Here is a 13216-nt window from a genome sequence, read left to right as displayed (position 1 = left end):
TGTCCCCGGCCATGTCCCCGGCCATGTCCCCGGTCATATTGCTGGGCCGGTCCCGACGGGCGCGGTTCTCCCGGTCCGGTGGGCAGGATCCATGACGATTGCTCCTCTGTCTCGGGCGGTGGTTCCGGGCGGTGGTTCCGGGCACGGCGCTCATCCATGGTGACCGCAGCACGCCCCATCGGGTAGGGCCGAACGGCCCGACGGAAAGGCCCTTCGGCCCTCCCCACCCTGCGCCGTTTGGATCATGATGGTCACCAAGGGGTCTGCTCGCGCAGGCACAGGGCGTTGAGGTGGAGGAGACGACATGTCCGGCATCGAGCGCGACACGACCCGGCGACAGGTCTCGGTGTTCATCCTCGACGACCACGAGCTGGTGCGCCGCGGGCTGCGTGAACTGCTCGAGGACGAGGGCTTCGTGATCGTCGGCGAGTCAGGATCGGCGGAGGAGGCCGTCCGCTGGATCCCGGCCCTCAGCCCGGATGTCTCCATCCTCGACGCACGGCTACCGGACGGTGGGGGGATCGAGGTGTGCCGCGACGTCCGTTCGGTGGATCCGTCTCTCGCCTGCGTGATCCTCACGAGCTACGACGACGATCAGGCGCTGCGCGGGGCGATCCTCGCCGGCGCGACGGGGTACATCCTCAAGGAGATCCTCGGATCGGACCTCGTCGAGAAAGTGCGGCTGGCCGCCGAGGGGAAGTCCCTCTTCGAGGCGGGGGTGCGCGAGCGCATCGTCGCCGGGCTCGCGGACCCCTCCGTGGAGGACCCGCGTCTGGCCGCGCTCACGGGCCAGGAGAAGCGGGTCCTGGAACTGATCGGTGCCGGGCTGACGAACAGGGAGATCGGTGCCGAGCTGTTCCTCGCGGAGAAGACCGTCAAGAACTACGTGTCATCGCTGCTGTCGAAGCTGGGGTTCCAGCGGCGCACCCAGGCGGCGGTCTTCATCTCCAGCCCGGAGCGCTCTCCGTCTGCCTGAGGTCCACGGGCACCACGAGATGGATGCGGGTGCCGTGGCCGGGAGTGCTGGTGATGGAGATGGTGCCGCCGCAGAGCTCTGCGCGACGCCTCATGTTCACGAGTCCGCTGGCACGGTCGGGTTCCGTGAAGCCGCGGCCGTCGTCGTCGATCGAGAGGTCGAGTGTCCCGTCGGCGACGCCGAGCGTGATGGTGATGACCTGGGCGTCGGCATGCCGGAGGGCGTTGGAGAGCCCCTCGAGGATGATGGCCCTCAGGTGGTCCGCACGTTCCCCGTCCACGAACGAATCCAGCGGACCGGAGAGGTGGAGGACCGGCTCGAGGTCGTGGCCGTCGAAGGCATCGGCCACGAGGGAGAACACCGTGGAGGTGAAGCTCGGGGCGGCCTGCGGGACGGACCGGAGGGAGTAGATCGTGTCGCGCAGCTCCCGGATGGTTGCGTCGAGCTCCGTCGTGACGGCGGAGATGCGGTCCAGTGCGTGGGCATCCGCCGTGTATTTGCGAAGGGTCTGGATGCTCAGGCCTGCGGCGAACAGGCGCTGGATGACGACGTCGTGGAGGTCCCGCGCGATGCGGTCGCGATCACCGAACACGGCTTCCTGCTCGCGCCGGCGGTGGGCGCGCAGCAGTTCGAGGGCCAGCGACACGTGGGAGGTGAAGGACCGCAGCATCTCGTGGTCGGCCTCGGAGAACGCGACGGCGCCCGGCGCCCGGCCGATGACGAGGAAGTGCCGTTCCCCGTCGCCAGGGAGCCTGCAGCACAGGGCGGCGTCGATGGTCTCCGCAGCCGCGTCGGGTAGGACCAGGGCGAGGTCTGCTCCGGTGATCAGGGCGGGGGGTGAGGTCGCCGTGAGTTCCCGCAGGACGGGGCCTCCCCGCACGTGCCGCCCGAGGTGCGTCCCGGCTCCGCATCCGTCGGCGGCCTCGCAGATGAGGCCGCGCTGGTGTCCGAGGTCCCGCAGGACGATCACGAGGGAGCTCTGCGACGCGCGCAGCGCATGCTGGGCGACCACCTCGAGATCGCTGTGCGCCCCGATATGCCGTCCGAGCAGTTCACGCGCGGCGTCGAGCCCGCCCTCGAGCCAGCGGGCCCTGCGCGTCGATTCGTCGAAGAGCCGTGAGTTCTCGATCGCGATGCCGGCCGCTGAGGCAAGGGCGACTACGAGCTGCTCGTCCGCGTCGGAGAAGGCCGCTCCCCCACGCTTCTCCGTCAGGTAGAGGTTGCCGAAGACCCTGTCGTGGACGCGGATGGGCACGCCCAGGAATGAGGTCATCTGCGGGTGGCTGTCGGGGAAACCGTATGCGAGGGGGTGTCGGCGCAGATCGGCGAGGCGTACCGGCTTCGGCTCGGTGATGAGGAGCCCCAGCACCCCGTGGCCCCGGGGAAGCGGACCGATACTGCTCTTCTCGTCGTCGTCCAGGCCCACCGTGATGAAGGGGCCGAGCATCCGGTCGGGGCCGATGACGCCCAGCGCCCCGAACCGGGCGTCGACCAGCTGGCATGCGGCGGAGACCACCCGCTCGAGGACGGTGTCGAGGTCGAGATCGTCCGCTACGGCGGCGAAGGCCGAGAGGAGGTTCTCGATGCCCGTGGCGGTGGAGGACTGCACCCTTGATCCCGGGGGCAGGTAATGCGGCTGTGTGTCCACAGAACGTTCCGTCCTGTTGCCCGGGGCTCGCCCCGACTCGGTGGGGTTCGGCCATCCGTGGCCGCTAGGACCGCTCATCCAGATCCCTGCGACGGGCCTCGTGAACCCTCCCGCAGGTGCGCAGCGCTGCATCGTCTCGCGCTATGGAAGCCGAGACTACACCCATGGGATTCCTCCTGGCCCTCCTGGGCGGTCAGGAGTTCGACCGGCAGCGCAGCGGGTCTCGACGGCCTCAGGTCCCGGGGCCGATCACGCGCAGCCGCAGACCCATGGCGGCCGGCATCCCGGGTGCCAGCCGGGACACGAAGGAGGCCGCCTCGAGGTCCTTCTGGATCGAGTCCCAGGCCTCGGCCTCGCCGAGATCGAGCGTGACATCGGTCGCGGGCGCCAGACTGGCAGCCCGTCGGACGACCAGATCAAGACCGTGCACGTTGACCGGTGAGACGCACCCGTGGACGATGATCCGGATGCTGTTGACGTCCGGATCGGCCCTGACGAGCACCTTCAGCTTCTGCCGCGCAGCGGACGGGTGTACCGCCATCGACCGTTCCTGGGGAGTGCCTCGGGTCATCGGTCCACGGCTTCCGCGTGCTCGGCGCTGCGGACCCCGGATGGCGTGCCCGGGGCACTGTCGGAGACGCTCTCGCGTCGTCGGTCCTTGAGGAAATCCAGGTCCTCCTCGGACAGGATGTGTCCCCCATGACCGTCGGTCGCCACGGACGTACCCGTCGTCGCCTCCACCCGGTTCACCAGCGTCCGGGGCAGCATGATGCAGCCCGGGTTGGCCAGCAGCCATTGCTGCACGGTGGGGTCGATCCTGGTCCAGAGTGTGTTCAGGGTCATGATGGGGGATCCTCCTCGAACCTCAGGGGTACTGCTCTCCTCGCGCTGTGCGCGATGCGACGACGTCGTCGTCGTCGTCGTCGTCGTGCCACCCATCCCATGCCAGAGCCTCCATACTGGCTAGGGCCGAAAGTCCCGTCCGAGCCCCATACCGCAAGGGCAGGGTCCAGTACCCTCTTGCTCTGGACAGGCACGCGGTCCGAGGCGGTATCATGCGCACCGCACATCGCGGTTACCTGCCGTGCGGCCCTGACCGGTGCGGTCGATGGTCTCGGCCTGGATCGGAGGGCTCGGCCCCCCGGACGGGCGCCGAGGGCGACGCCGGAACTGCGGCGGGCCCGGACGCCGGGAGTGGGACTGATACGCCGATTTTCCCAGGCGGACCGCCACGCGGGTCTGGTCACCTCGTCCGGACGGAATTAGTATGTGTGTCCTCCGGCCACCGGGCCGGAAGGGTCCTGAGGAGGTGGAGTCATGAAGGTCAGTGTCGTTGCGCTGCGCGCCGCCCACTCCATCGACCCCGCCTCCGCGACGACCGCGCCCTAGCGTGCCGTGGGAGGCCTCCCCCTAGAGGACCCACGTTGACCACTCTCGAGCAGTACGGCTTCACCGACCGCATCGGCGGTCTCTTCTCCTTCCACTTCCCCGGTCCGGCCCCTACGGATCCGGCGCGTGTCATCCGCTCGGACCGCGGCCGCGTACTGGTCGCGTCACGGCACGGCATCGTCCATCTCGACGGCGGGAGCACGCTCGTCACGGGCGACTGGGCCGCGGTCCAGCCCGAAGGAACCGTGATCGGGTGCCTGCCCCGGTCCTCCCTGCTCCGGCGCAAGCGGGCGTACGACCCGCTCTCCGAGGCGCAGATCCTCGGCGCCAACATCGACCTGCTCGGCGTGGTCGTCCCCCTCGACCGGCCGCTGTCGACCAACCGGCTGGAACGGACCCTCGTCGCGGCCTGGGATTCGGGCGCCGTGCCGATCGTCATCCTGACGAAGGCCGATCTCAGTTCACGGTTCGACCACGTCGTTGCCGAGACCGTGCAGCGAGCCCGCGGCGTGGAGGTGCTCACGACCTCGGCGGAGGACCTGGACGGCCTCGAGGAGCTCCGCGGGAGGATCGGCGCCGGGCAGACCCTGGCCCTGCTCGGCCCCTCCGGTGCCGGCAAGTCGAGCCTGATCAACGCCCTGGTGGGCGATCCCCGCCAGGACACCGGCGAGGTCCGGGCCGGGGACGCGAGGGGCCGGCACACGACGACGGCGCGCGAGCTGGTGCCCCTCGGTGACGGCGCGGTGGTGATGGACACGCCGGGGCTGCGCGGCTTCGCCCTGTGGGACGCCGAGGCCGGCCTGTCCGAGGTGTTCGGGGACATCGAGGACCTGTTCGAGGGCTGCCGCTTCCGCGACTGCGCGCATGACCGCGAACCGGGGTGCGCCGTGCAGGCTGCTATCGGGTCGGGGGCGCTGGAAGAGCGGCGCTGGCTGAGCTACCGGAAGATGGAGCGCGAACTCGCGAGCCTTCACCGGAGGCAGGATGCCGCCGAACAGCGCCGCCATGAGCGATCGTTCCAGCGGGTGGCCCGTGAGGCGGCCCTGGCGAAGGATCACAGGAACCGTTTCAGGGAGGGGCGGTGAGATCGGCGCCGGCGACCGAGGCGGACGGGCGCGGTGGAGCCCCCTGTCGGATTCGAACCGACGACCCCCGCTTTACAAGAGCGGTGCTCTGGCCAACTGAGCTAAGGAGGCGTGCCGGACCGAGCCGGCGGGCGTCGGCGTCCCCGCGCCGGACCGGCGGGCAGGAGAGGACGCTGAGCGCTCGTTAAGGGTAGCCCAGCACCAGCACCGCGGGAAATCAGCTGTGCACGGCTCCGGCAGGGCGGATCGGCGGACATCACGGCAGCGACTTCTCCCGGGCCCGCAAGACTCAGGTGCGCGGACGGGGTGAACCGATAGAGTCGGTTCCGAGACCACACCAATGCGATGGAGCCAGTTTTGAGCGCAGCACAACCTTCGACCACACCGGGCGTCACGCCACCGGCCGCACCCGAGGGACAGTTCGGTGATTTCGACTTCATCGTGGTGTCCAATCGGCTCGCCGTCGATCGTGTCGTCGACGAGCACGGCGAGAGCGCATGGCGCCGGTCCCCCGGCGGCCTCGTGACGGCCCTGGCGCCCGTGATGTCGAAGGCCGACGGCGCCTGGGTCGGCTGGCACGGCGCGCCGGACGAGACACTCGAGCCCTTCGACGAGTCGAACATGCGCCTCGTGCCCGTACCGCTCAGCGCGGAGGAGGTGGAGCTCTACTACGAGGGCTTCTCGAACGCCACCCTCTGGCCCCTGTACCACGACGTCATCGCGTCCCCGGAGTTCCACCGCACCTGGTGGGACTCCTACCGGAAGGTCAACGAGCGGTTCGCGGCGGCGACGGCGTCCGTCGCCGCCGAGGGCGCCACGGTGTGGGTGCAGGACTACCAGCTGCAGCTGGTGCCCAGGATGCTGCGGCAGGCGCGTCCGGACCTGAAGATCGGCTTCTTCAACCACATCCCCTTCCCTCCGCTGGAGATCTACGCCCAGCTGCCCTGGCGCCGCCAGGTCATCGAGGGCCTCCTCGGCGCCGATCTCATCGGCTTCCAGCGCCCGAGCGACGCCAGCAACTTCCTCCGCTGCGTGCGCCGTTTCAAGGGCTACACCATCAAGTCCCAGCAGGTGCACGTGCCGGCCGACGACGGGATCCCCGCCTACGTCTCCCGCGCCGAGGCGTTCCCCATCTCGATCGACACCGCGTCCATCACGGAACTGGCGCACCGCCCGGACGTCATCGAACGGTCCAGGGAGATCCGGCGTGAACTGGGCGACCCCCAGCACATCCTGCTCGGCGTCGACCGCCTCGACTACACCAAGGGCATCGGGCACCGGCTCAAGGCCTACGGTGAGCTGCTCGAGGACGGCGCCATCACCGTCGAGGACGCCGCCCTCATCCAGGTCGCCAGCCCGAGCCGCGAGCGCGTGGAACAGTACCGCCTCCTCCGCGAGGACATCGAGGGCGCCGTGGGCCGCATCAACGGCACCCACGACACCATGAAGAACACCGCCATCCGCTACCTGCACCACAGCTATCCGGTCGAGGAGATGGTGGCGCTGTACCTCGCCGCCGACGTCATGCTCGTCACGGCTCTGCGCGACGGCATGAACCTCGTCGCCAAGGAGTACGTCGCTGCCCGCACCGGCAACACGGGCATGCTCGTCCTCAGCGAGTTCGCGGGTGCCGCGGACACGCTCCGGCAGGCGATCCTCGTGAACCCGCACGACATCGACGGCCTCAAGGCCGCGATCGTCTCTGCCATCTCCATGCCGAAGGTCGAGGCCATGCGGCGCATGCGGCTCATGCGCCGCCAGGTGGTCCAGAACGACGTCGAACGCTGGTCGCAGGCGTTCCTCGACGCCCTCCAGTCCGGGAGCCCTACCCGTGGCGATTGACGCGGATCTCCACGCCGCCCTCCGCGCCCTCGCCGCCACGCCTCACCTGCTCGTGGCGCTGGACTTCGACGGCACCCTCGCCCCGCTCGTCGAGCGGGCAGAGGACGCGCGGGCTCTCCCCGCGTCCGCCGCGGCGGTCCGCGCCCTGGCGGCGCTGCCCGCGACGACGACAGCACTGATCTCGGGACGCGCCCTCGACAGCCTCCGGACCGTCGCGGACCCTCCCGCCGAGACCATGCTGATCGGCAGCCACGGGGCGGAGACATGGACCGGCCCCGACGGCGCACCCCTCGCGCTGACGCCGGACCAGGAGGACCTGCGGGCACGGGCCGTCGACATCGTCGAGCGGACGGTCGCCACACACGAGGGAACCCGCGTCGAATACAAGCCTGCCGGCGTGGTCCTCCACACCAGGACCGCCACGGATGACGTGGCCGAGGCCGCCGTCGCCTCCGCCCGCGCCGAACTGGAGCGGCTGGAAGGCCTGGGCGTCACCGATGGCAAGCGCGTCCTCGAGATCGCGGTGGTCGAGGCCGACAAGGGGCAGGGACTGAGCCTCCTCCGTCGGCTGACAGGCGCGACGGGCGTGCTCTTCGCGGGTGATGACGTCACCGACGAGAACGCCCAGCGCACGCTGGGCGCGGACGACCTCGGCATCAGGATCGGCCCCGGCGCGACCGCCGCCCGCTTCACGGTCGCATCACCCGAGGAATTCAGCGCCGTCCTCGAGGACCTGGTGGCCCTGCGGACTGCAGGTGCGCCCGCGTAGGGAACGTGTCATACTACGGGGGCGTGACCGACGTCACCGGTACTGCTGGCGGGTCACGCACTCCAACTGAATATCTGTCTTCCATTCACTACGGATCGTCGGGCACGTACCTGCCCGTGAAAAGGAACCAACACCATGGCAACGGTAACGTTTGACCAGGCCACGCGCCTGTACCCGGGCACCGATAAGCCCGCCGTCGACAAGCTCGACATCGATATCGCCGACGGCGAATTCCTCGTCCTCGTAGGACCCTCCGGTTGCGGCAAGTCCACCTCCCTGCGCATGCTCGCCGGCCTCGAGGACGTGAACTCCGGACGCATCCTCATCGGCGACCGCGACGTCACCGACGTCCCCCCGAAGGATCGCGACATCGCGATGGTCTTCCAGAACTACGCCCTCTACCCCCACATGTCGGTCGCCGACAACATGGGCTTCGCCCTGAAGATCGCGGGCGTCTCCAAGGAGGAGCGTGCGGAGCGCGTCCGCGAGGCCGCCAAGCTCCTCGACCTCGAGGACTACCTGGACCGCAAGCCGAAAGCCCTCTCCGGTGGCCAGCGCCAGCGTGTCGCCATGGGTCGCGCCATCGTGCGTAACCCGCAGGTGTTCCTCATGGACGAGCCCCTGTCCAACCTCGATGCCAAGCTCCGCGTGCAGACCCGTACGCAGATCGCATCGCTGACCCGGCGCCTCGGCGTCACGACGGTCTATGTCACGCACGACCAGGTCGAGGCCATGACGATGGGTGACCGCGTCGCGGTCCTGAAGGACGGCATCCTCCAGCAGGTCGACACCCCCCGCAACCTCTACGAGCGTCCCAAGAACGTCTTCGTGGCCGGCTTCATCGGCTCACCCGCCATGAACCTCCTCGAACTGCCCGTCGCCGACGGCGGTGTCATCTTCGGCGGCATCGTCTACCCGGTCCCCGGCAACGTCCTGGACGCCGCAGCCGGCAACACCGTCACGCTGGGTGTCCGTCCTGAGGACCTGGTCGTCTCCGCAACCGGTGAGGGACTGCCGGTCGAGGTCGACGTCGTCGAGGAACTCGGCGCCGACGCCTACATCTACGGCCACACCACGCTCGACGGCAAGGACCACGACATGGTCGTCCGCGTCGACGGTCGCCGTCCTCCGATGAAGGGCGACACCGTGTTCGTCCGCCCCGAGCAGGGCCACGTACACCTGTTCGACACCACCAGCGGACTCCGCCTGGCCGAGACGGTCTAGTCCTACCGGACTCAGCACCACGCACGACGACGGTGGCGTCCACCGGGCACCCTCTGGGGGCTCGGCGGACGCCACCGCCGCGTTAACGGCATCTACGCTTGATGCAGGGCCCTTTCCCGCCCCGACACGGAGGCAGCACCATGACCGAGACCTCGAACGCCCAGTGGCATGACGAGCCGACCGACTACGACCAGACGGGCAAACTGCCGAGACTGCGCCCCGCATCGGCGGAGACCCCGAACCTCGGGTCGCTGAACATCACCGCGGCGGCCTCCGACCCGGAACTCCTCGACCTCCCCTGGCACATCGCCCTGGAGCAGTGGCCCGCCAGCGCCCTCGCCGCCCTGCCCCGCGGTATCTCGCGGCACATCGTGCGCTTCGCCCACCTCGGAGGATCCGTGATCGCCGTCAAGGAGACCAGCGAACACGTCGCACGGCACGAGTACCACATGCTCCGGAAGCTGCAGCGGCTGGACGTGCCCTGCGTGGAGCCCGTCGCCGTCATCTCCGGCCGCACGACCCCCGAGGGTGACGAGCTCGACCCCGTTCTCGTCACCCGGCACCTGAAGTTCTCGCTCCCCTACCGGGCGCTGTTCTCCCAGACCCTGCGCCGTGACACGCTGACCCGCCTCATCGACGCGCAGGCGCTGCTCCTCGTCCGCCTCCACCTCATCGGGTTCTACTGGGGTGACGTGTCCCTCTCCAATACCCTGTTCCGACGCGACGCGGGATCCTTCGCCGCCTACCTGGTCGACGCCGAGACCGGAGAGCTGTACCCCGAGCTCTCCACCGGGCAGCGCGAGTACGACCTCGAGATCGCCCGCGTCAACATCGCCGGTGAGTTGATGGACCTCGCCGAGGGCGGCCTGATCGAGGAGAAGGTGGACCCGCTGGCGACGAGCGAGCTCATCATGGACAGCTACCGCCGTCTCTGGACCGAGCTCACGGAGAAGGAGTCCTTCGAACTGGGCGAACGCTGGCGCGTCGGGGCCCGCATCCGGCGCCTCAACGAGCTCGGCTTCGACGTCGAGGAGTATGTGATCAAGACGGCGGCCAATGGAACCCAGATCCAGCTCCAGCCCAAGGTCGTCGACGCCGGACACCACAGCCGCCGCCTCCTCCGGCTGACCGGACTCGACGCACAGGAGAACCAGGCCCGGCGGCTCCTGAACGACATGGATGCCTACCGTGCGGACAGCAACCCGTCGCTCGACGAGGAGTTCAGCGCCCACCTCTGGGTGAACGAGGTCTTCGAGCCGATCGTACGGGCCGTCCCGCGCGAGCTGGGCGGGAAGCTCGAGCCCGCCCAGGTGGTGCACGAGGTGCTGGAGCACCGGTGGTACATGTCGGAGCGCCAGGACAGGAATGTCCCTCTGGCGGAGGCCGTGCAGTCCTACCTGGATGACGAGCTTCGGCACCGGCGCGACGAGGCGGCCATCATGCTGACGGCCGATGCCAGGACGATCGGCATCGACGAGGACTCGGAGTACAGCGACAACTAGCCTTCACAGCGAAAAGGACCGGCAGCCATCGGCTGCCGGTCCTTGTCGCCTGAGCGGCGGCTACGGGCAGGTCGTCGTCTGGCCCTGGACGGTGACAGGCGAACCCGACGGCAGGCCCTCGCAGGCCTCGATGATCTGTCCGGCCAGATCGGCGGCAAAACTGGCGATGACGGCGATGAGGATGGCGCCGAGGACCGTGAACACCGCGCCGATGATGATGCCGGCGAGGGCGAATCCGTTGCCCATCTTCGCCTTCCGGGACTGCACGAAGGCGATGATGCTGATGACCAGGCCGACCGGAGCGATCAGGATGGCGAGGATGAAGCCGACGATCCCGAGCGTGCGGCCCGGATTCTCCGTGACCTGGCCCGGGTAGCCCTGCTGTCCCGGGTAGTTGCCCGGCCCCGTGCCGTACTGTGCCTGCTGGCCGTAGGGTGATTGCCCCTGCCCGTAGGGCGACGCGCTCTGCTCACCGTACTGGGGCTGGTTCTGCCCGTACTGGGGCTGGTTCTGCCCGTACTGGGGTTGGTTCTGCTGGCCGTAGGGCGAGCTGCCCTGCGATCCGGGGTCGTTCTCGGTCATGGTTCCCCCAAGGGAAGTCGTGGAAAAAGCGGAGTGATTTCCGGCAGTTTCCTGAAGAATATCACTGGGCGGCAGCACGGATGAGGAGCAGCGACCATTGATCAGGAGACGATCGCCTTGCCCGGATTGAGGATGTTCGAGGGATCGAAGACCTGCTTGAGGCGGGCCTGCAGGTCGATGACCTCCGGTGACTGCTCCCAGGCGAGCCAGCGGCGCTTGTACTGACCCACGCCGTGCTCGCCGGTGATCGTCCCACCGAGGTCGAGCGCGTGCCTCACCGATTCGTCCAGCGCCTTCTCCAGGCGCTCCTGCGCCTGGGGCCCCTCGCTCCGCTCCACCCAGAACGTCGGGTGCAGGTTGCCGTCCCCGGCATGCGCCACGACCTTGAGATTGACCTCGTGACGGAGGGCCATGCCCTCGAGGGCCGCCACGTACGGCACGAGCTTCGATTTCGGGACGGCGACATCCTCCCCCACCCTGTACAGGTCGTCGACCTCGTCACCCCTGCTGTGCCTTCTCAGGTCGATCAGCCGGTCCGCCTCTGCCGACCCCTCCTCACTGATGACGGCACCCAGTCCGGTGAGCACTTCCCTCACCGCGTCCGCCTCCGCCGCGGCTCCGTACCCGTCGGTCTGCACGAGCAGCAGCGAGCCGCCCCGGCGCCGAAGGTCCGAGCCGTGTACGCCGTCGAGCGCCTCGAGGGTCCTGCCGTCCAGAAGTTCGAGGATCGCAGGCTGCACACGGGCGCGTCCGATCGCGAGGACACCGGCAGCCGCCTGCGGGAAGTCGTCGAAGAAGGCCGCCAGCGTGTGGACCGCCCGGGGCAGGTAGCGGAGCCGCACCGTGATCCCGACGACGACGCCGAGGGTGCCCTCCGACCCCGTGATCAGCGCCGTGAGATCGTAGCCCGCCACACCCTTGAAGGTCCGGTGACCCGTAGAGATGAGGGTGCCGTCGGCCAGCACGACGTCGAGGGCGAGCACGGAATCACGGGTGACACCGTACTTCGCGCAGCGAAGGCCCCCCGCGTTGGTGGCCACGTTCCCGCCGAGGGTGGACCACCGGTAGCTCGCCGGATCAGGGGCGTACATGAGGCCGTACTGGGCCACCGCGGCGTTCAGGTCGGCGTTGATCACGCCCGGCTCGACGACCGCGGTCTCGTCGTCTGGGTCGATCTCCACGATCCGATCCATCAGCTCCAGTGACAGGATGACGCAGCCCGTCGTGGCGTGGGCACCTCCGGACACCCCGGAGCCGGCCCCGCGGCTGACCACCGGCACGTCATGCCGCGTCGCCCAGCGCAGCAGCGCCTGTACATCCTCGACGGAACGCGCTCGGACGACGGCATGGGGCAGGGCTGCCCGCAGGACCGGGCCCTGATCGCGCGAGTAATGCGTCAGGTCTGCCGGCGTCGTCGAGATCCGCCCGGGAAGCGCCGCGACCAGCTCCTCGAGAGCGGCCCCGTCGATCATGACCCTCCCATGAAGCGCCGGTAACGTGACAGCGCGAGAGGCCAGAAGTCCCTGTAGAACTCGTAGACGTCCTGGGGCTCGCCCTCGGACCACCCGCTGTGGACGACGGCAAGGGACGTGCCGGAAGGCCCGGCATCGAGTCCGCCGTCCTGCAGCCCTGCGGATCCACCGGCGGGAGCAGCCGGTACGGTCGACGAGTCGGAGCCTGCTCGGTCCATCACCAGCCTCAGCAGCGTGGTGGAAGCGGACCCGACGTGCCGCCACCGCAGCTCGAGCCACTCCCCGGCCTGACTGCCGGTCACCTCGCCCCACACGTTCTCGTCGTCATCCACCGACGTCTCGACCAGTGCGTTGTCCTCGAGGTCGAAGAAGCTGTCGGCACCCCAGCGGCTGAGCTCGCCGCCGGGCCACCAGAGGTGCAGGTGCTCCGTGAGCCCTGCCCAGGCGTGATCTAGCGGAGCGGGAACCGCTACTGCGGCCCGCAGCGGCGGCCGGGGCTCGGGGACATCGGCCGCGCCCGAAGGATGGGAGAACAAACCACTCATGCATCGACCCTACAGTCGTGCAGGGCCACGACGGGTGCGCGGGGCCCTGCGCTGCCCGACCTGCATGCGGCGGGCATCGTCCGTCGTCCTCGGCCGCGCCGCCGGCCGGGTTGCGCCTGGTGTGGGGTGTTGGGTGGGGGTGGTGGGGGGTTAAAGGGGTCGAGGCCCCACCGGTGGTGGGG

At 69.2% G+C, this 13216-nt stretch carries 12 protein-coding genes and 1 tRNA gene; 6 read left to right on the top strand and 7 right to left on the bottom strand.

Annotated elements, in window-relative coordinates:
- Positions 1-304 precede the first annotated feature (304 nt).
- Entirely contained in the window at positions 305-976 is a 672-nt protein-coding gene (locus tag AC4D2C_RS11020) for a response regulator (protein WP_490914845.1), read from the top strand.
- On the opposite strand, the gene AC4D2C_RS11015 is transcribed toward AC4D2C_RS11020, so the two are convergent.
- The 3 genes from AC4D2C_RS11015 to AC4D2C_RS11005 form a co-directional block, all read right to left on the bottom strand.
- Complete coding sequence (locus tag AC4D2C_RS11015; protein WP_490914843.1) at positions 942-2585, bottom strand: GAF domain-containing sensor histidine kinase; 1644 nt, start codon at positions 2583-2585, stop codon at positions 942-944. The two genes, AC4D2C_RS11020 and AC4D2C_RS11015, sit on opposite strands and share 35 nt — an antisense overlap.
- A 271-nt stretch (positions 2586-2856) precedes the next feature.
- A complete protein-coding gene (locus tag AC4D2C_RS11010; protein ID WP_490914841.1) occupies positions 2857-3165 on the bottom strand; it encodes a hypothetical protein in 309 nt (102 codons plus the stop codon).
- 26 nt (positions 3166-3191) lie between these two features.
- Entirely contained in the window at positions 3192-3467 is a 276-nt protein-coding gene (locus tag AC4D2C_RS11005; protein ID WP_490914839.1) for a hypothetical protein, read from the bottom strand.
- Positions 3468-4048: 581 nt separating this feature from the next.
- Here AC4D2C_RS11005 and rsgA point away from each other — a divergent pair.
- Positions 4049-5098 carry a ribosome small subunit-dependent GTPase A gene (gene rsgA / locus AC4D2C_RS11000; RefSeq protein ID WP_490914837.1) on the top strand — a complete coding sequence of 350 codons (1050 nt, stop codon included), beginning with the start codon at positions 4049-4051 and terminating at the stop codon, positions 5096-5098.
- A gap of 34 nt (positions 5099-5132) precedes the next feature.
- Here rsgA and AC4D2C_RS10995 read toward each other — a convergent pair.
- Positions 5133-5209: transfer RNA gene (locus AC4D2C_RS10995), tRNA-Thr, on the bottom strand.
- A 234-nt stretch (positions 5210-5443) separates the two neighbouring features.
- Between AC4D2C_RS10995 and AC4D2C_RS10990 the strand changes: the two genes are divergently transcribed.
- From AC4D2C_RS10990 to AC4D2C_RS10975, 4 genes are all read left to right on the top strand, one after another.
- Positions 5444-6940, top strand: a complete 1497-nt coding sequence (locus AC4D2C_RS10990; RefSeq protein WP_490914835.1) for an alpha,alpha-trehalose-phosphate synthase (UDP-forming) — start codon at positions 5444-5446, stop codon at positions 6938-6940.
- Positions 6930-7709, top strand: coding sequence for a trehalose-phosphatase (gene otsB, locus AC4D2C_RS10985; RefSeq protein ID WP_490914833.1), 780 nt, complete (start codon positions 6930-6932; stop codon positions 7707-7709). The genes AC4D2C_RS10990 and otsB overlap by 11 nt, the downstream gene beginning before the upstream one ends.
- A gap of 135 nt (positions 7710-7844) precedes the next feature.
- Positions 7845-8933, top strand: coding sequence for an ABC transporter ATP-binding protein (locus tag AC4D2C_RS10980; RefSeq protein ID WP_490905193.1), 1089 nt, complete (start codon positions 7845-7847; stop codon positions 8931-8933).
- Between the two features lie 140 nt (positions 8934-9073).
- Positions 9074-10435: a DUF4032 domain-containing protein gene (locus AC4D2C_RS10975; RefSeq protein ID WP_490914831.1), complete on the top strand. Its 1362-nt coding sequence runs from the start codon at positions 9074-9076 to the stop codon at positions 10433-10435.
- Between the two features lie 60 nt (positions 10436-10495).
- Here AC4D2C_RS10975 and AC4D2C_RS10970 read toward each other — a convergent pair whose 3' ends face one another.
- The 3 genes from AC4D2C_RS10970 to AC4D2C_RS10960 all read right to left on the bottom strand — a co-directional run bounded on the left by AC4D2C_RS10970 (position 10496) and on the right by AC4D2C_RS10960 (position 13034).
- The gene (locus AC4D2C_RS10970) at positions 10496-11017 is read right to left on the bottom strand and encodes a DUF4190 domain-containing protein (RefSeq protein ID WP_490914829.1); all 522 of its coding nucleotides are present in this window, start codon (positions 11015-11017) and stop codon (positions 10496-10498) included.
- A 101-nt stretch (positions 11018-11118) separates the two neighbouring features.
- Positions 11119-12489: an FAD-binding oxidoreductase gene (locus AC4D2C_RS10965; protein WP_490914827.1), complete on the bottom strand. Its 1371-nt coding sequence runs from the start codon at positions 12487-12489 to the stop codon at positions 11119-11121.
- Positions 12486-13034, bottom strand: a complete 549-nt coding sequence (locus AC4D2C_RS10960) for an SRPBCC family protein (protein ID WP_490914825.1) — start codon at positions 13032-13034, stop codon at positions 12486-12488. Before AC4D2C_RS10960 ends, AC4D2C_RS10965 begins: the two co-directional genes overlap by 4 nt.
- Positions 13035-13216 lie beyond the last annotated feature (182 nt).

Source organism: Arthrobacter sp. TJ-240, assembly GCF_058269195.1.
The sequence above is the reverse complement of the archived record's forward strand: the minus strand, read 5'-3'. Positions and strand labels throughout refer to the sequence as shown.